The organism is Sphingomonas sp. PvP055 (assembly GCF_040546365.1).
Classification (GTDB): Bacteria; Pseudomonadota; Alphaproteobacteria; order Sphingomonadales; family Sphingomonadaceae; genus Sphingomonas; species Sphingomonas echinoides_A.
This window is the reverse complement of record NZ_JBEPNS010000001.1, coordinates 3,008,497-3,026,953: the sequence shown is the minus strand read 5'-3', so window position 1 is coordinate 3,026,953 and position 18,457 is coordinate 3,008,497. Positions and strand designations below refer to the sequence as shown.

The window sequence follows — 18,457 nt, the reverse complement described above, 5'->3', positions numbered from 1 at the left end:
ATCGATCAATCAGAAGATTGTATTTCCGTTCTGAAACCCGGTGGGTCATTCCATCACCAACAAGAACGTTCCGGTCGCGGAGACGTCGAGAGGATGCAAGGCACCGTCGCTTGCGACCAGCCTGATACACCCGTCACCTTCGGGCTGGCGGCATGATCCTTCACGTCCTTCGCTGTCAGGAACGGCCAGAAGGGGAGAGTTTCATGTCGCGACCACATTCGACCGCCGCTGCGAACCGCCTGCTGGGCGGGCTTTCGATCACCGCTTTGGCGATGATGCTCGTCCCTGCCGCCGCCGCGCAGGTTGCGCCGGGTGCAGCGCCCGAGGGGCAAGTGGCACCGGCGGACGCGCCGCCGCCAGTGGCCGCGCCGGAAGACACTGGTCCCGACATCGTCGTCACCGGATCCTATCTCGGCAATGTCCGGCAGGAGGACCGCGCTTCGCCGATCCTGTCGATCGACTCGCAGAGCCTCGCGCGGACCGGCGTCACCTCGCTCGGCGACATCACGCGCTTCATTCCGCAGAACGTCGGCAGCGCGGGTGGTATTCAGGATCTGGCCAAGGGCGGCGGCGCCGATTCCCGCGATACGCGGTCGGCCAATCTGCGCGGGCTTGGTGCCGGCGCGACGCTGGTGCTGCTCAACGGACGCCGGGTCGTCCCCGCCGACGGGTTCGTCAACCTCAACAGCCTGACGCCCGAGATCGCGATCGAGCGGGTCGAGACGGTGCTCGACGGCGCCTCGTCGACGTACGGTGCGGATGCGGTCGCGGGCGTGTTCAACGTCCTGACCAATACACGGTTCAAGGGGCTGAAACTCTCCGCGCAATATACCAATATCGCGGATACCCCGGCGGCGACGGTCCAGGCGATGTGGGGCGTCGGCGATGGCCGGTTCCACACCGTCACTTCGGTCGCCTATCGCTATCAGGACGGGTTGCAGAACAGCGAGCGCGACGTCACCAATTTCTTCAACCCGTCCTCGGGCGCGGGCGCGAACCCGGGTGCCTTCACGCTCTACTCGCGGCCGCGCACGGCGGGGGGTGGCGACGTGGTCATCAACGGCAACAATTATTCCGCCCTGTACGACCGCTTCCGTTCGGCAGCCGGGACGGTGACGGTGGTCGATCCGAATTGCGGATCGGCGGCGAGCCAGAGCCGCTATGTGCCGTCTGCGAACAGTCCGGGGTTCGGGCTTGGATCGTGCCAGTTCAGCTTCCAGGCGCAGAACCCGATCCGACCGGAAGCCAAGAGCTACCTCGTCCATAACGACACCACGTTCGAGATCGCGCCGGGGCAGACGCTGTTCGCCGAAATCGGCCTGTATCATCAGGATTCCAAGCGGTTCAGCGTGCCGTCCTACGCGCAGAACCGGGTCGGTGCGCGCCCGCCGATCGTGCCGGGCAGCAACCCCTACAATCCGTTCGGGGTCGATGTCGGCTTCATCGGCCGCGCGATCGGGTCGCAGGGGTTCCCCGGCTACCAATATCGCCTGATCCAGGACAAGGTCGATCAGGGCCAGTTCGTGGTGGGCGCGCGCGGGCGGATCGACGGGAACTGGAAATATACCGCGAACGCCACCTATTCGCGCGCGGACGTCGCCTCGACCGATCGCGACACCGACATGAACCTGTTCCAGGCCGCGCTCAACGGATACGGCGGGCCGAACTGCAACATCCGCTACAGCGGACCCGGCGCGGGCGCACAGCCGGGCGCGGGCAATTGCCTGTACCTCAGCCCGTTCACCGCCGACGTGTCGAAGATGGACCCGTCGCTGATCTACAATCTCCAGAGCAACGTCGTCACCCAGTCGCGGATCGAATATATGATCGGCGAGGCGGTGGTGAACGGCACGCTGGCGACGATCAACGGCCATGCGCTGGCGGTCGCGGTGGGCGCGCAATATCGCAAGGAAAAGCAGTCCACCCAATATTCGGATCTGTTGCTGAGCGGTTTCGGCGGGTTCCTCGGGCCTAATCGCAACACCGCATTCGAGCGCGAAGTGAAGAGCGTCTTTGCCGAAGCGAATTACGAGGTGATCGACGGGCTCAACGTCAATGCCGCCGCTCGTTACGAAGATTACGGCAATTTCAACACGACGGCGCCCAAGCTCGCGGTCAACTGGCGGATCATCCCGCAGTTGTCGCTCCGGGCATCGGCGAGCAAGGCGTTCCAGGCGCCGTCGATCGCCAATTCGGCGGCGGTGCTGATCTCGACCAACGTCGCCAACATCATCGATCCGCGCGACGGCACGACGACGTTCCGGTCGATCCAGCAATATGGCAACCCGGCGCTGCAGCCGCAGAAAGCGGACGTCTTCAACATCGGCGCGACGCTGTTGCCGGTTTCCCGGCTGACGCTGTCGCTCGATTACTGGCACTATAAGTACAAGAACCAGATCCAGCTGCAGAACGGGCAGGCGGTGATCAATGCCGCCCCCAACGGCCCGAACGTCATCCGGGATGGCAGCGGCGTGGCGCAGTCGATCGTCATCTCCTCGTACAACGCACCGAGCGGGACCGGAACGTCCGGGATCGATGCGGCGGCCAGCTATCGCTTCGACATCGGCGCGGCGCGGATCACGCTGCGCGACAACCTCAGCTATCTCGCGACGTATGACGTGGATACGGGGTCGGTCGTCTACGACGGCGTCGGGCATCGCAACAATTACCAGACCTCGCCGCTGACGTCCGCCGCGGCACCGCGCTGGCGCAACATCGCCGGGATCGACCTCTCGCTCGGGGATCACTTCCTGTCGGGCACGTGGCGTTATGTCTCGAGCGTGATCGACGATTATCAGCAGGTCGTCGGCGCGCCGACGGTTGCGCGGGTCGGAGCCTGGTCGGTGTTCGACGTTCAATATGGCCTGCAGTTCGGGTCGACGAAACAGTATGAACTGACGCTCGGCATGATCAACGCGTTCGACAAGGCGCCTGCCAAGGCGCTGTATACCGGGTATCTCTCGACGCTCGGCGATCCGTATGGGCGGCAGGCGTATGTCCGGATCGGCGCGAAGTTCTAGTGGTGCGCCGGGGTGGATGGTGTCTTCGGTGGTGACGCGGTCGCCGCAACGCCGAGGTTCAGGGTGCCCGCATAGGGTCCATCCCCGCCGTCCATGACCACCCCACGCGCGACGGTTACCGGAGACGATGGAGCGGACGACTGTCGGCCGCAGGTCGTAGCCGAGGTACATGCCCAATACGATCCGCCGTTCCATCTGGCATCGAGACTGACGGTGGAATCGGCAGGCAGATAGCCAGCCATCGGGAGATAGGCTGGCTTCGCCCAGGCCGGGGGTGTCCGCATTGCGTGAACGTTGCCTACCAGAACGAGCACCCGGCCTTGGCTCGCCACCCGGCCGATCAAGGATGCCGCGAGCGCTTTCTCATAGTCGCCCGCGTTGAACCCGGGGTCGTACAAGGGTTGGAAGGCAACCACGCTCGTTATCTGCCCTGCTGCTCGCAGCGCGCGCAGGCGCCGGAAAAGCTCAAAATACGCCTCACTGGAGAGACCGGCCTTGAAGGGTTCGGTCCATATCCTGCTCGCGAGAAAGCGGGATGTCGCTTCGGCATCCCCATTGGACCCGATGTAGTCATCGATCGCGGGCTGTTCGGTAGTCGCTTGCTCGACCGCGACCACCACCGGCTGGGCTGTCGCTGCCAGACAAACGAGGTCGCCAAAGGCTTTGGGTGTTTCGGTCGTTCCATGGATCTCGCCGACGACGATCCAGCGCAGCGACGACCGCCCGAGAAGCTGTTCCGAACCAGGGATCGCGGCGCAAACGGACGGTTGTAGCTTTGCCACGAAGATCCTCGCCGGGGGCGCCGGGACGGGAGGCCGCAGCGGCGACTTCGAGACGCTGGCGGGAGCGCGGCGTGCCGACGTTTCATCCGCAGCGCGTCGCTCTTCTTGCGCCGCAAGCGTCGGCACACCGAGCGCGCCCCGCAGCGCGTCCGAAACGAGGGAGCGATCGAACGGCTCCTGTGTTATCCGACCGTCCGCACCGGTCAGAAATTGCGTGCCAAGAATCTGTGGCTTGCCCGTGGTCTGGAGATATCGATCGAGCGTGGCAGCCGCGATCCAGGTAGCGCCGACCTTGCCCTTCGCGACGGCGATCGTCGCGAGCAGGTGCGCTTTCAAATAGGCGTCGGACGATCCGCCGTGTTGAAACACGAAAGCGGCGTTAAAGAAGTCGTCCCCGCTCTTCAAGGTACCGGCATCAAGTAATGCTTGTGTACGCTTAAGACGCGCCTCGTCCTGTGGTCCGACGATTGCCCAGTCGATATCGACGCTTTGTCGGTCCTTTTGGTCCGCCTCGAAAATCGCCGTCATCTCGGGGTTCGATGCCGCAGCAGGGACGGGCGCAATCGAAACCGACGACGGGGAAATTGCCAGCAAGGAAAGGACAATCATTGGATTGAACATTGCTGGACCTTTCGCGATCGATCGTATCGGAAAGGAAGCTGACGGTGTTTGGCGCCTCCAAGCAAGCCAAAAGCGCGAGCGCGTGGCTCGAAACTAGAGCGTCTGCCGTGCATGCCCATCAATCAGCGCGGGCGCGGCGAGGAACCGTTGTTTGGGAATGGAGCGGGTGAAGGGAATCGAACCCTCGTCGTAAGCTTGGGAAGCTTCTGCTCTACCATTGAGCTACACCCGCGACGCCGCGTATTTCCGTCGTTTCCTGTCTTATGTCAACGGGCATTCCGCCTTTCCGACCCTCTGAATTCCGACTTTGAAAACAAATAGGAATGCCGCGTGGTTCGTTCCTGACCACGCATCCGACCGGCCTATCGGAAATTCTATCCCGTTGAATGAGGCCGTTACGTTCTTTCGACATCGTAAAGGCTCACGGCATCAGCCGCTTGCGGCCTTCCGACAAATGCCAGCGCATCGCCAGGGCGGCGCCGTCTGCATCCTGCGCGCGAATGGCCGCGACGATCATCTCATGTTCGCGCAGCATCGCGCCGATCACTTCAGGTGGACGCGAGCGGGAGATGTCGACGCCCGCCCGCATGATCCGGTCGACGTCAGCGAACAGCGCTTCGAACGTCACGAGGAACGCGGGGTTGGCGGTTGCGAGCATGACCCGGCGGTGGAACTCCATATCCTCGTCATGCGCGGGTGCACTCGACAGCAAGGCGGTACGGAGCTGGTGCAAGCCGTCCTCGATCTGCGCCATTTCATCGGTCGACCGCCGTGTCGCGGCGAGCCGGGCCGCTTCCGCTTCGAGCACGAACCGTACCTCATAGGTGCCGAGCGTTGCGGACATGTGGTCCATCGGCATGAAGGCGATCAGCTGGTTCGACGGGCGGCTCTTGACGAACGACCCCGCACCGCGCCGCGCTTCCGTAATGCCATCCGATGCAAGCCGCACCAGCGCTTCGCGGACGATCGTTCGGGACATGCCAAAGATTTCGGCAAGCCGCGCTTCCGACGGCAAGCGATCCCCGACCGAAAGATTGTCGGTGTCGATGATCTCAACGATGCCGGCATAGGCCCGGTCCGCCAGCCGCCCCTCCCTCATCGCTTGCTTTCTCTCTGCATGTGGGACGCAGGGTAGCGCAGGCACTGGATGGCGAGCAACGCTCTTGCAGTCGCACATTCTGATGACCGACCTGTACGACAACGTTTGCGTTAAATCGGCAACAATTGCTACTATTCTGGCGTCAGGCTGCAATAGATGGTTGAGTCTGTCCAACCAATTTGCCTAGACTGACGAACGAAGGATCCGAAAACGGGACTCGAACGGGCGGTTGGGGCCAGCCGTGCACTGCTTGCATCGTCAGGTGGATCAACAGGGAGAGGTTGTGTGAAGACCAATCGTCAAGAAGCGCCGGCAATTGAGGCCACCGCGGCGTTGCCGCCGCTTGCGTTACTGACCCCGACGCAACGCAAGGTGCTCGACGGGGTCTATTCGGGCCAGCTCAACAAACAGATCGCGTTCGATCTCGGCATCGCCGAGGCGACGGTCAAGGCGCACATGACGGCCCTGATGCGCAAGCTGAAGGTGCGCAACCGCACGCAACTCGCGATCACCGCGCAGTCGCTCGGCTGGAACGGGCGTACGCTCGCGCATTGAGTGCGCTTTGGTCATTGAGGAAGGATCGTCATGGAAATCGGGCGTCGCGATGTTCTGCTCGGCTCGGCCGCGCTGCTGCTTGCTCCTGGAGGCTCGGCCTGTGCCGCGACGGATCGTCCGCTTGGCTATGCGATCGTCGGGCTGGGGTATTACGGGCTCAACGTCATCATCCCGCAATTCGTCAACTGCACGCATAGCCGCCTCGCAGCGGTCGTCAGCGGCGATCGCGCAAAGGCGCAACGTGTCGCGCGCGAACACGGTCTGTCGGACAAGGCGATCTACTCTTATGCCGATTTCGACACGATCCGCGACAATCCGGATGTCGACATCGTTTATGTCTGCCTCCCCAACGGGATGCATGCCGAATATACCATCCGCGCCGCGCGGGCGGGCAAGCACGTGCTGTGCGAGAAGCCGATGGCGATCTCGGTCGCCGAATGCGAGGCGATGATCGCCGCGTGCCGCAAGGCGGATCGCAAGCTGATGATCGGCTATCGCTGCCATTTCGAAGCGCATAATCTGGAGGCGATGCGGCTCGCGCGGAGCGGGGCGGCGGGCAAGATCCGCTACGTTCGGTCGGAACACGGGTTCGTTCAGCGGGATCCCACGAAATGGCGGCTCAAGCGCGCCTTGTCGGGGGGCGGGTCGCTGATGGACATGGGCATCTACAGCCTTCAGGCCGCACGGTACATGACCGGCGAGGAGCCGGTCGCGGTGACCGCGCGTGAATCCACGGATCGTCGAGACCCGCGCTTTACCGAGGTCGAGGACATGATCGACTGGACGCTCGAATTCCCGTCGGGCGCGATGGCGGGCTGCCTGTCGATGTACAGCGCGAACCAGAACCGCATCCTGCTGATGGGCGACACCGGGCGGATCGAGCTCGAACCGGCGACGCGCTATGACGGGAACGAAATGTGGACCGGCAAGGATGGCCGGGAGCGCAAGATCGTCCCGCCGCCTGGCCCGGCGAAGACACAGTTCGCGGGACAACTCGACCACATGGCGCAAAGCGTGCGGCGCGGGCAGGAACCGATCGTGTCGGGCGACGAAGGCCTGCGCGACATGCGGATCGTCGAGGCGATCTATCGATCCGCGCGCGAGGGGCGGACGATCCGGCTCTGAAGGGCGCAGTCGTGTCGGGGGTAGCGGAACGGGAAACGCTCTCCCCCCTCGCATGCCGCCGTTTTTCGTGGCAGCACCGCCGGCATGTCCAGCGTGCCACCTCCCGGTCCATCCACTCCCGCCGCCCTCCAAGGCATCAAGGTCCTCGATCTCTCGCGGGTCCTGGCAGGGCCGTGGGCGACGCAGATGCTGGGGGATCTCGGCGCCGAAGTCCTCAAGATCGAGCAGCCGGGGCAGGGGGATGATACGCGCCGTTGGGGTGGCCCGGCGCTTGATGACGGATCGGGCGATTCCGCCTATTTCCTGTGCGCCAATCGCAACAAACGGTCGCTCGCGATCGACCTTGCCAAGCCGGAAGGCGCCGCGCTGATCCGTCGATTGGTGCAGCAGAGCGACGTGCTGGTGGAGAATTTTCGCGTCGGTGGGCTGGCGAAATACGGGCTCGATTATGCCACGCTGTCCGCGCTCAACCCGCGACTGGTCTATTGCTCGATCACCGGGTTCGGCCAGACCGGGCGCTATGCGGACAAGGGCGGCTACGACTTCCTGATCCAGGCGATGGGCGGGCTGATGAGCATTACCGGCTTGCCGGATGGCGTCCCGGGTGGTGGGCCGATGAAGGTCGGCGTGCCGATCGTCGACCTGTTCACCGGCACCTATGCGACGGTCGCGATCCTGGCGGCGTTGCGCCACCGCGATGCGACCGGGGAGGGCCAGCATATCGATTGCGCGCTCCTCGATACCCAACTCAGCCTGTTGTCGAACCAGGCGTCGCGCTATCTCAACGGGGGTGCGGTGCCCGGGCGATTGGGCAACGATCATCCCGATATCGTGCCGTATCGCGACTATGCCTGCGCCGATGGCGACATCGTCGTCGCGTTGGGGAACGACCGGCAGTTCCGGGATTTCGCCGTCCTCCTTGGGCTGGCGCCCTTGGTCGAGGATGCTCGCTTCGCAAGCGTTGCGTTGCGCAGCCTAAACCGCGCGGCGCTGCACGCGGTGATCGGCCCGGCCGTCGCGCGGTGGCGGGTCGCTGATCTGGTCGACGCGATGGAAGCCGCCAAACTTCCGGCGGGCAAGGTGCAGACCGTGCCGGAAGTCTTCGACGACCCTCATGTCGCGGATCGGTCGAGCGTGCAGACGATGTGCCGGGACGACGGCACGCCGCTCCGGGTCGTCGGCTTTCCCGTCAAACTTTCCGAAACGCCCGCCCGCTACGACCGCGCGCCGCCGCGCGCCGGGGCCGATACGCGGCAAGCCTTGAGCGCGGCACTGGGCCTGACGGCGCGCGATCTGGACGATCTTGCGGCGGATGGCGTCATTCCGGCGTAGCGGCGCAACGGCGGTCTCCCTCTTGCGGAACCGCGCCTGCACGAACAAGGGAGCGGACTTGCACGGTGACAGCGGAGAACGGTTTTTGAACAACGAGACGACGCCGACCCTGTCCCCTGCGCGCTGGTATGTCGTGACGATCCTCGCCCTGGTCTATGCGCTCAACATCGCGGACCGGTATGTCGTCTCGACCGTGCTCGAGCCGATCCGCAAGGAATTCGCGCTGAGCGATACCGGGGTCGGCTGGCTGACGGGGGTGTCGCTGGCGTTCTTCTACATCATCGCGGGTCTGCCGATCGCGCGCTATGCGGACCGCGGCAATCGCCGCAACATCGTCGCGGTCGCGCTGGTGACGTGGTCGGGGATGACGGCGTTGCTCGGGATGACGCAGAATTTCTGGCAGTTCCTGCTGGCGCGGATCGGGGTCGGGATCGGCGAGGCGGGCTGCACCCCACCCTCGACGTCGATTATCGCGGACAATTTCCCGCGCGGACGTCGCGCGTTTGCGCTGACCTTGTGGGCGCTGGGGTTGCCGCTTGGCGCGTGGCTGGGCTCAAGCGTCGCTGGCGCGATCGTCGATCATTTCCATAGCTGGCGGGCAGCGTTCATCGCGCTCGGCGTGCCGGGCGTGCTGTTCGGCGCGATCATCCTTTTCACGGTGCGCGAACCGGTGCGCGGACGGTTCGAACTCCGCGGGCGTACGGACGACGCCGCCACCTTCGTCGAGACGTGCCGCTTCCTGTGGACCCAGCGATCGGCGTGGCACATCAATGCGGCGGGCGCGGTGATCTGCCTGTGGGGCTGGGGGATGCTGTTCTGGATGCAGACGTATTTCGAGCGTGCCTATGGCCTGTCGACCTCGGAAGCGGGGGCGCGGCTGGGTACGATCTATTTCTGGGCGGGCACGCTCGCGACGATCGCGACGGGCGCGCTGCTGGCCTTGCCGCAGATGCAGGACGTCAAGCGGATCGCCTGGTTCCTCTCCGCAATTGTGATCCTGTCGACGATCCCGTCTTTCCTGATCTTCTGGACGCATTCGCTGAGCGTCGCGACCGCGATGCTGTGGATCGTGATCCCATGCGTCTATCTCTACATGGGGCCGACGATGGCGCTGCTGCTCAACTTCCTGCCGCCGACGATGCGCGCGCAAGGGATGGCGATCAGTCTGCTGGCCGCCAACGTGTGCAATCTGATCGTCGCGCCTACGGTCGTCGGCTGGATCAGCGACACGCTCGCGCCGCGGCTGGGGAGCAATGCGGAGTCGCTGCGCTATGCGCTGCTCGCGTTGTCGCTGACCGGCTTCTGGGCGGGCTATCACTATCTCACGAGCGTGCGGACGTTCGACAGCGACGACGTTCGACTGGGGCACCCGGGCAAGCTGGCGTAGCCTAGGGACCATTTGGCGGGACCGTTCGGCCACTCTGCGCTTTATGCAATGGAAGGCCGGCCTATAAGCGCCGAGCCCAGAGACCGGAGTATGCCATGAAGACCCGTGCCGCCGTCGCGTTCGAAGCGAAGAAGCCCCTCGAGATCGTCGAACTCGACCTGGAAGGCCCGAAGGCGGGGGAAGTGCTGGTCGAGATCATGGCGACGGGCATCTGCCATACCGACGCCTATACGCTCGACGGGCTCGACAGCGAGGGGCTGTTCCCGAGCGTGCTTGGACATGAAGGCGCTGGCATCGTCCGCGAAGTCGGGCCGGGCGTCACCTCGGTCAAGCCGGGCGACCATGTCATCCCGCTCTACACCCCCGAATGTCGCCAGTGTAAGTCGTGCCTCAGCGGCAAGACCAACCTGTGCACTGCGATCCGCGCGACGCAAGGGAAGGGGTTGATGCCCGACGGCACGACGCGCTTCAGCTACAAGGGCCAGCCGATCTACCATTATATGGGCTGCTCGACCTTCTCCAACTTCACCGTCCTCCCCGAGATCGCGGTCGCGAAGATCCGTGAGGACGCGCCGTTCAAGACGAGCTGCTACATCGGCTGCGGCGTGACGACGGGCGTCGGCGCGGTGGTCAACACCGCCAAGGTCGAGGTCGGCGATACGGTGATCGTGTTCGGGCTCGGCGGGATCGGGCTCAACGTGCTCCAGGGCGCGCGGCTCGCGGGCGCGGCGAAGATCGTTGGGGTCGACATCAACCCGGACCGCGAGGAATGGGGCCGGCGCTTCGGCATGACCGACTTCGTCAACCCCAAGGACGTCAGCGGCGACTTGGTCGCCCATCTCGTCGCGCTGACCGATGGCGGGGCGGACTATACGTTCGATTGCACCGGCAACACGACCGTGATGCGGCAGGCTTTGGAGGCGTGCCATCGCGGTTGGGGCACGTCGATCGTCATTGGCGTCGCGGAAGCGGGCAAGGAAATCAGCACGCGGCCGTTCCAGCTCGTCACCGGGCGCAACTGGCGCGGCACCGCGTTCGGCGGCGCGAAGGGGCGGACCGACGTTCCCAAGATCGTCGACTGGTACATGAACGGGATGATCGAGATCGACCCGATGATCACGCACGTCCTGACGCTCGACGAGATCAACAAGGGCTTCGACCTGATGCATTCGGGCGAGAGCATCCGCAGCGTGGTGCTGTTCTGATGGCGGCGGTGAAGACCGTTTCCGAGGTCAAGGCGCATGGCGGGGTGCAGGGCGTTTACAGCCACGCCTCGACCGCAACCGGCACCGAGATGACCTTCTCGGTGTTCGTGCCCGACCATGCCGAGGGCGAGACGCTGCCGGTGTTGTGGTTCCTCTCGGGGCTGACCTGCACCCAGGCGAACGTGACCGAAAAGGGCGAGTTCCGTGCGGCCTGCGCCGAGCACCGGGTCATTCTGGTTGCACCCGACACCAGTCCGCGCGGCGAGGGCGTGGCGGATGATCCGGACGGGGCGTATGACTTCGGGCTGGGCGCGGGGTTCTACGTCGATGCGACCGAGGCACCGTTTGCGGAGCATTACCGGATGTGGAGCTACGTCACCGAGGAACTCCCGGCGCTGCTCGGCGAGACGTTCGCGGCGGACATGGGCCGTCAGGGGATCATGGGGCATTCGATGGGCGGGCATGGCGCGTTGACGATCGGACTGACCTTCCCGGATCGCTTTGCGGGCGTCTCGGCGTTGGCGCCGATCGTCGCGCCGTCGCAGGTGCCGTGGGGGCAGAAAGCGCTCGGCGGGTATCTTGGCGACGACCGGGCTGCGTGGCGCGCGCATGATGCGGTCGCGCTGATCGAGGATGGTGCGCGGGTGCCCGCGTTGCTGGTGGATCAGGGGGAGGCGGATAATTTCCTGGTGGAGCAGCTTCGCCCGGAACTGCTGCGCGCGGCTTGCGAGGAGGCAGGGATCGACCTGACGCTCCGGATGCAGCCGGGGTATGACCACAGCTATTATTTCATCTCGACCTTCATGGCGGACCATGTCGGCTGGCATGCGGCGCGGTTGCGCTTGCGTTCTCCCGCGAAGGCGGGAGTCCAGGGTTCGGGGGCGGTGCGTTTGCAACTCTGGATTCCCGCCTTCGCGGGAAAACAGGGAGAAATCTAAGCGGGGAGTTCATGGCCAAGAAGCGCACGTTCCTCACCGCCACGCTCCCCGACGGGTACGTCAAGACGATCGGGCCGACCACGACCGCCTTCACGCATTATTGGCGGATCGTCGCGACGCTCGAGAATGGCAAGAGCGAGGTTTTCTGGGGCCACACCAAATCGCTTGCCGAAGCGAAGCGCAAGACCGCGGCGGCAGGCGAGGCATCGAAGATGCGCGGGTGGCGGAGCTATGCGCTCGATATCGTCGCGGTCGTACCGACCGACGGTTGAGCGCAACAGGGTGTCGTATCACCGCGCGACGGCAACCCTTCGGGCGGCGGAACATTGGGCGATCGAAGGCAACGGCCGGAACGTGGTGCCGGACAGGGAGATCGCTGATGACACTGGGTGAAAACGGCTCGCAAGGCTTCGGACGACCGGTTCGCAAGTCTTGGGAATTGGACGACAATCAATGAGCGCGCTGGCACCGGGCAACCTTGCCGTCGTAACCGGCGGCGCGAGCGGGATCGGGCTTGCCGCCGCGAAAGCGTTCGTCGACCTTGGATTGCGCGTCGTGATCGTCGATCGACCTGGCGAAGCGCTCGAGGCTGTGGTCGCGCTGCTCCGGGGCGACGGGGTCGGCATGGCGGTCGATGTCGCGGATCGGGTCGCGGTCGAGGCGCTCGCGGCTACGATCGCCGACCAATATGGCGCGGTTTCGGTTTTGATGAACAATGCGGGCGTCGGCGCCGGTGGCGACGTGCTGGCGGATCCGTCGGCATGGGAGCATGTGCTCGGCGTGAACCTCATGGGTGTCGTGCACGGGGTCCAGAGCTTCGTCCCTGCCATGATCGAGAGCGACCGGCCGGGAATCATCATCAACACCGGGTCGAAGCAGGGGATCACCCAACCACCGGGCAACACGGCGTACAACGTCAGCAAGGCAGGGGTGAAGGCGTTGACGGAAGGGTTGGCGCATACGCTTCGGCAGCGTTCCGGGGACCGGGTGACCGCACATCTGCTGATTCCAGGCTTCACCTTTACCGGGATGACGGCGGCCAGCACACCGGACAAGCCCGCCGGGGCGTGGTCCGCGGATGAGGTCGTTGCCTTCATGCTCGACGGAATTGCGGCGGGCGATTTCTACCTGCTCTGTCCCGACAACGAAACCAGCCCGGAACAGGATCGCAAGCGCATCCTGTGGGCGGCGGGCGATCTCGTCGAAAACCGACCAGCCCTGTCGCGATGGCACCCCGACTGGATGGATCGCTTCGCAGCGTTCATGCGGGGTTAGTCCGAAGACGCGCAAATGAACTTTCGCAAGGGTCGATGGTTGTTCGGCCACAGGGTTCAAAGTCAAAGGACGAGACGATGAAGAAGTTTATGATGGCGCTGATGGTGGCTGCGGTGACGCTTCCTGGTCCGGTCCTTGCGGCGCAGGATCGCGATCGCGACGGATATCGTGATGGCTATCGTGACCGCGACTATCGTGATCGCGGACGGAACTATCGCGGACGTGACTCGCGTCGCTATCAGGATTGCAAGCGCAGCAGCGGCACGACCGGTACGATCGCTGGCGGCGCAGGCGGCGCCATTCTCGGCAACGTTCTTGGCGGCGGCACGCTCGGCACGGTTGCAGGCGGTGTTGGCGGTGCGTTGCTCGGTCGTAGCATGGACAAGAAGCATGATGCCGCTCAGAACCGGAAGAACGGTTGCTGATCTGATACGCTAACGCCGCTCCTCAGGCAGGGGCGTTGTCGGAATGTCCCGATTACCCCGCTCCCTTTCCAGGGGGCGGGGTTTTTTATTGCAGGAACAACCGGAAGCGCCGTTTTCCGTCTACCGTTCCGCGGCGTGTCAACGGGTCGTTTACGATATCGCCCTACATCGACGTCATGACCTTCGCGTCCGCGGCGGACGTGTTTGGGGGAGACGAAGGTGCCACACGACGACAAAAGCCTGATCGATTGGGTCGTGTTCGCGCGCGCTCGTAGCGAACTTGGCGGCGGTTTCGTGCGGATTCTGGGCTATTTTCGCGAGGATGGCGTCAAGTCCGTGCTCGCCATCGAGGCCGCGATGCGCGGGCAGAACGCAGCTGCGATCGTGATCCCCGCCCACACGCTGAAAGGCGAAGCCCGCCAGTTCGGTGCGGAGCCGCTGGGCGCGCTGGCCGAGAAGATCGAGACCGTCGCGCGGGACTGCGTGGAGCGCCGCGACACGCCCGACGAGGCGATGGCCGATGTCGCCGCACTCCGGCAGATGTTCGAACGCAGCCTGGCCATTCTCGAGGCCGAAGCCAACCCCGTCACCCCGCGGCGGCAAGGGTTCGGCAGACGGATCGGATGATCTAGGGGACTTGCACGGCGGCCGGCCTCGGTCCGTCTCAGGTGCGCAGGCGCTCGATCGCCTGCGCCAGCGCGACGTAAAGCTTGCCCATGTCGGACGACAACAGCGTCACCCCGAGCGGCGACCCGTCGGGACCGGACAGGATCGCGCGCAGCATCGCTTCGAAATCGTGGATATAGCGGTTCACATGCTCGCGGAACGCATCGTCCTCGTCATACAGATAGGCGATCTCGCGCGCATCGGTCGTATCCAGCAGCCGGACCGCGCGGCGCGTGAAGACACCGCGATCGCCCTTCAGATAGGCTGACCACGCGCTGTCGGAAACGTCCGCTGAAAACGTCTTGGCGATGTCGATCGACGCGGAATTGAGCGCCTCGACGAGCAACGATACGCGTCGGGTCATCGAATTCTGGTCGGCTTCGGCCCGCTGCAGACGATCGTCCTCGAACCGCGTTTCGAGGACCGCGGAGGCGTTGGCCAGCGCGGTGACGCGCTCCGTCAGGCGCTCGGACGCCCGCGCCGCCGAATCTGCTGCGGCATCGGCGGCTGCCGCAATTGCGGCAAGCTGTTGCTGGACGGCATGGGTCGCACCGCGCTCGACGGCGGCGGCGCTATGCTGTTCGATCGCGAGCGCAGCGTCGGGGATGACGCTGGCGAGCGTCTCGCGCGCGCGGTCCGCCGCGGCATTGGCGGTATCGCGAACCCGCAACAGCGCTTCCACCAGTCGCGGCGCGGCTTCGTCGGCGAAGCGGTTGGTCTGGCCGATCGTGTCGTCGACCATCTGCCCGAGCGCATCCGCCTTGAGCTTGCCGTCGCTGAGCGTGTCGATCAACGTGCCCGCAAGCTTTTCGACCGTATCATGCTGCGTCGCGACGACGTGCGCGATCGCCTCGATCGCGTCGTGCGTGCTTTCCGCGGCGGTGACGAGCGCGAGCAGTTCGGGCTTGGTCGCGCCGACGTGGCGGCGCGTGTCGCCGACCTTGGTGTCGAGGCGGGTCAGGGCGTCCGGCAAGGTCTCGTCGATTTCACGCGCGGCGGCGTCGAGCGCGAGCAACAGACGTTCGGTCGTCTCGATCGCGGTGCTGGCGACGGTGTCGCCCATGCGCAACGCTTCGGTCATCGCATGCGCGGAGCCGCCGAGCGCGCTGATCGACGCGGCGAGCGCCTGGCTGCGGTCGATCCCCTGCGCATGCAACGCGTCGAAGCGACCGGACACGTGGACAATGTGGTGGTCGAGCTCGGCGAAGATCTCACCACCCGTGCCGCGCTGTTCGTTCAGTCGGGATGCAACATGCTCGATCAATCCCTCGATCTCGACGATGCGCGCGGCGAGGCCATCGGCACTGTCGTGCGCGACGCGTTCGAGCGCGGCCTGGTTGGTGCCAAGCATCGCGAGCAACGCATCGCCCTGTGCCGCGATCCCGCGGCGCGCTTCGTCGATCGCGTCGGCCGTACGCCCGAGCAGTCCGTCGACCGCGACCGACATGTCGCCGGTAACCCGCTCGAGCCGGGCGCCGGCCGTTTCGCTGGTCGCTTCCATCCGCGTGATGTGCGCGGCGAGCTTCTGGGCGGCACCGTTGGCGACGGCATCCGCTTCGCGGCCGCGTTCGGCGAGCGCCGCCAGTTGCGCGTCGAGCGCGGCGGCATGCTCGGTCGCCGTCACCCCGGTCGCCTTGAGCAATTGCGCGAGCGCATCGGTCTCGCCGTGCGCGCGCGGCAACAGCGCCAGCAGGACATCGAGCCGGGTCTGCGCATTCTCGGCAGCCTTGGCGAGCGTGGTCGCGTGCGACTCCGCCGAGGCAATATGGTCGCGCATGCCACCGCCGACTCCCGCGAGCCTTGCGACGGCGGTATTGCCGAGCGTGTCGAGCCGTTCACTCTGTTCGCTAAGCTGGATCCGGTGATCGTCGATCCGGGTGGAAAGGCGATCGATCGTGCGCTCCAGATTGGCCGCCTCTGCGCGCATCGCCTGTGCGGTGCGCCCGAAGCGGCGTGCCTCGGCTGTGCTGGTGCGCAGGGCAAGCAGGAGCAGAATTCCGATAAAGGCCGGGGGCACGCACAGGCCAGCGACGAAGCTGACCAGTTCCGGGGCGCTCATCCGCGGCAGCGACGGCGCCGACAGTAGCAGCATCGTGACCAGCCATGCCAGCGACAGAACCAAACCAGCGACCATCAGCCACGGGAAGGGTTTGCCGGGAACATCGACCTCGACGTTGTCGGGGTCGGCGCCGGGTTCGGCGTCGACGAACGTGGCGGAATCGGACAGATTTTGCATGGGCACGGTTTCCGCGTCGGACGACAGGGCTTGCGGGTTGGGCAGCAGATCGCCGTGCGGCGGGTAGCCGGGTTTCGGACGATGATTGGGCCGAAGATCGATGATGCGAGAACCCCCGTTCATACGGGTCGTTTATCATGAAAAGCGCAGACGCAAAGCGAATAGCGAAACCCAACATTAAGTCCTTCGTCCATACGGTCCGAATCATGGCGTATGAACCTGGTGCAATCGATGCGACGCTGGCGGCGGCGGTGGGCGACGAGCCCCTGCTGATCGCGGAATTGCGGATCGCGTTTCTCGAAAGCGTTCGACGTGGGCTCCACGGGTTGGAGTGTGCGGTGGACGAAGCGGAATGGAAAGGTGCCGCATGGCGGTTACGCGGCCTCGCGGCGAGCTTCGGTGCGGTTCGGCTGATGGCGATCGCGACCGAGGCGGCGGCGTGCGAGGTGCAGGACCCGGCGTTGATGCTGCGTTTGCGTCGCGCGGTCGAGGAGCTGTAACGCGCCGTTCTGCAGGTCGTACGGGTCCCTGGCGATCTTTCGGTCCCTTGCCTTTCGGCCGATCGCCTTTGGGCAGGGGGCTTGCGGCCTTTGCCAAGCTGTTCCGAACGCCGTAACAGCGCGTCCATGCTGGCAGGACTGATTTTCACGACCGAAGACGCCGACGATCGGCCAGGGACGCTTGCGGCCACCTTGCCGTTCGGCGGATTGACGCTGGTGGAATTCCAGGCGCGGTTGCTCGCGGCGGCGGGGGCGACGCAGATCATCCTCGTCGTCTCGCGGATGACGCCCGAATTGCTCGGTGTGATCGGTCGGATCGGGCGGCGCGGTGGGCTTGTCGATGCAGTGCGTACCGCGCAGGATGCGGTCGCCAAGCTCCACCCGCTTGCGCGCGTGCTTGTCGTTGCTGACGGCGTGGTGACAAGCGGCGACATCATCCAGAGCCTCGCGTCCGCGGGCCACGACACGCTGGTGATCTGCGATCCCGACGATCACCGTTACGAACGCGTCAGTGCCAAGGCGGCGTGGGCCGGACTGGCGCTGCTCGATTGCAAGCGCGTCAGCGAAGTCGCCGCGATGCCGCGGGATTATGATTTCCAATCGACGCTGTTGCGAGTGGCGGCGCAGGCGGGGGCGGAGCAGGTGCGGCTCGATCCGCGCGACGCGCCCAAGCATGCGATCGAACGCAGTGCCGACGCGCTGATCCGGCGCGGGACCGCGACCGTTGCGGCGCTGGTGGCGAAACCGGTGCGCTGGGCCGAACGGTTCCTGCTGGCACCGCTCGTCCGGGTCGCGTTGCCGCCGCTGATGGCGCGGCTGATATCCACGATCGTGCCGCTCGCGGTTGCGGGGGCGCTGAGTGTCGGGGCCTTGATCGGCATTCTTGGAAAACACCCCGTGATCGGGCTGTTGCTTGCCTTTGCGGCGCTGGTCGGGGTGAGCATCGCCGCTGCGCTGGGGTGGGTCCGGGAGGAAAACCGGATCGCGTCGATCTCGACGCACGCCCGCTCAGCGATCGTCGCCGGCGCGGTGCTGGCAATCGGAGTGCGCGCCGATCCGGTCGCCGGTACGGCGCTGGCCGGGGCGCTGGTCGTTGCAGGGGCTTTGCTCGAACGTGCCGCATTGCCCGCGTTGCTCCGGCGGTGGTGGGCGAGTCCGACCGCCTATCTCGTGATCCTGCTGCCGCTGGTGATCCTCGGATGGCCGCTCGTCGGTCTGGCGGGGGCCGCACTGTACGGCGCTGGGACACTTGCGGCCGCGATCGAGGCTTTTCGGCAAAAGCCGTAGTCCC

Annotated in this window: 16 protein-coding genes and 1 tRNA gene; 13 read left to right on the top strand and 4 right to left on the bottom strand. The window is 65.2% G+C overall.

Features of this window, described 5'->3' with window-relative positions; translation table 11 throughout:
- The first annotated feature begins 203 nt into the window (after positions 1-203).
- On the top strand, positions 204-3,020 hold the full coding sequence (locus ABIC16_RS14240; protein ID WP_354291592.1) for a TonB-dependent receptor domain-containing protein: 2,817 nt from the start codon (positions 204-206) through the stop codon (positions 3,018-3,020).
- On the opposite strand, the gene ABIC16_RS14235 is transcribed toward ABIC16_RS14240, so the two are convergent.
- The 3 genes from ABIC16_RS14235 to ABIC16_RS14225 all read right to left on the bottom strand — a co-directional run bounded on the left by ABIC16_RS14235 (position 3,017) and on the right by ABIC16_RS14225 (position 5,522).
- Positions 3,017-4,330, bottom strand: a complete 1,314-nt coding sequence (locus tag ABIC16_RS14235; protein ID WP_354291591.1) for a hypothetical protein — start codon at positions 4,328-4,330, stop codon at positions 3,017-3,019. The genes ABIC16_RS14240 and ABIC16_RS14235 overlap by 4 nt on opposite strands.
- 251 nt (positions 4,331-4,581) lie before the next feature.
- Positions 4,582-4,655: transfer RNA gene (locus ABIC16_RS14230), tRNA-Gly, on the bottom strand.
- A 189-nt stretch (positions 4,656-4,844) separates the two neighbouring features.
- Entirely contained in the window at positions 4,845-5,522 is a 678-nt protein-coding gene (locus ABIC16_RS14225; RefSeq protein ID WP_277968593.1) for a FadR/GntR family transcriptional regulator, read from the bottom strand.
- 285 nt (positions 5,523-5,807) lie between these two features.
- Between ABIC16_RS14225 and ABIC16_RS14220 the strand changes: the two genes are divergently transcribed.
- The 10 genes from ABIC16_RS14220 (at position 5,808) to ABIC16_RS14175 (ending at position 14,391) form a co-directional block, all read left to right on the top strand.
- Complete coding sequence (locus ABIC16_RS14220; protein ID WP_431358368.1) at positions 5,808-6,077, top strand: response regulator transcription factor; 270 nt, start codon at positions 5,808-5,810, stop codon at positions 6,075-6,077.
- Positions 6,078-6,107: 30 nt separating this feature from the next.
- Complete coding sequence (locus ABIC16_RS14215) at positions 6,108-7,202, top strand: Gfo/Idh/MocA family protein (RefSeq protein ID WP_354291590.1); 1,095 nt, start codon at positions 6,108-6,110, stop codon at positions 7,200-7,202.
- Between the two features lie 84 nt (positions 7,203-7,286).
- Positions 7,287-8,534, top strand: a complete 1,248-nt coding sequence (locus ABIC16_RS14210) for a CaiB/BaiF CoA transferase family protein (protein ID WP_354291589.1) — start codon at positions 7,287-7,289, stop codon at positions 8,532-8,534.
- An 85-nt stretch (positions 8,535-8,619) separates the two neighbouring features.
- Positions 8,620-9,921, top strand: coding sequence for a spinster family MFS transporter (locus ABIC16_RS14205; RefSeq protein WP_354291588.1), 1,302 nt, complete (start codon positions 8,620-8,622; stop codon positions 9,919-9,921).
- A gap of 95 nt (positions 9,922-10,016) precedes the next feature.
- Complete coding sequence (locus ABIC16_RS14200) at positions 10,017-11,126, top strand: S-(hydroxymethyl)glutathione dehydrogenase/class III alcohol dehydrogenase (RefSeq protein WP_242137124.1); 1,110 nt, start codon at positions 10,017-10,019, stop codon at positions 11,124-11,126.
- Positions 11,126-12,064 carry an S-formylglutathione hydrolase gene (fghA, locus tag ABIC16_RS14195; protein WP_354291587.1) on the top strand — a complete coding sequence of 313 codons (939 nt, stop codon included), beginning with the start codon at positions 11,126-11,128 and terminating at the stop codon, positions 12,062-12,064. Before ABIC16_RS14200 ends, fghA begins: the two co-directional genes overlap by 1 nt.
- Positions 12,065-12,075: 11 nt before the next feature.
- Positions 12,076-12,336, top strand: coding sequence for a hypothetical protein (locus ABIC16_RS14190; RefSeq protein ID WP_354291586.1), 261 nt, complete (start codon positions 12,076-12,078; stop codon positions 12,334-12,336).
- Positions 12,337-12,517: 181 nt separating this feature from the next.
- Positions 12,518-13,339 carry an SDR family NAD(P)-dependent oxidoreductase gene (locus ABIC16_RS14185; RefSeq protein WP_354291585.1) on the top strand — a complete coding sequence of 274 codons (822 nt, stop codon included), beginning with the start codon at positions 12,518-12,520 and terminating at the stop codon, positions 13,337-13,339.
- Positions 13,340-13,416: 77 nt separating this feature from the next.
- The gene (locus ABIC16_RS14180) at positions 13,417-13,764 is read left to right on the top strand and encodes a glycine zipper 2TM domain-containing protein (protein WP_277968585.1); all 348 of its coding nucleotides are present in this window, start codon (positions 13,417-13,419) and stop codon (positions 13,762-13,764) included.
- Positions 13,765-13,983: 219 nt separating this feature from the next.
- Positions 13,984-14,391, top strand: coding sequence for an Hpt domain-containing protein (locus tag ABIC16_RS14175; RefSeq protein WP_502958317.1), 408 nt, complete (start codon positions 13,984-13,986; stop codon positions 14,389-14,391).
- A 37-nt stretch (positions 14,392-14,428) separates the two neighbouring features.
- Here the strand turns inward: ABIC16_RS14175 and ABIC16_RS14170 are convergent, their stop codons facing one another.
- On the bottom strand, positions 14,429-16,789 hold the full coding sequence (locus ABIC16_RS14170; RefSeq protein ID WP_354291584.1) for a coiled-coil domain-containing protein: 2,361 nt from the start codon (positions 16,787-16,789) through the stop codon (positions 14,429-14,431).
- 83 nt (positions 16,790-16,872) lie between these two features.
- Here ABIC16_RS14170 and ABIC16_RS14165 point away from each other — a divergent pair, with 83 nt between their 5' ends.
- Together ABIC16_RS14165 and ABIC16_RS14160 are read left to right on the top strand one after the other, a co-directional pair.
- A complete protein-coding gene (locus tag ABIC16_RS14165) occupies positions 16,873-17,166 on the top strand; it encodes an Hpt domain-containing protein (RefSeq protein ID WP_354291583.1) in 294 nt (97 codons plus the stop codon).
- Between the two features lie 126 nt (positions 17,167-17,292).
- Entirely contained in the window at positions 17,293-18,453 is a 1,161-nt protein-coding gene (locus ABIC16_RS14160; RefSeq protein WP_354291582.1) for a hypothetical protein, read from the top strand.
- Positions 18,454-18,457 lie beyond the last annotated feature (4 nt).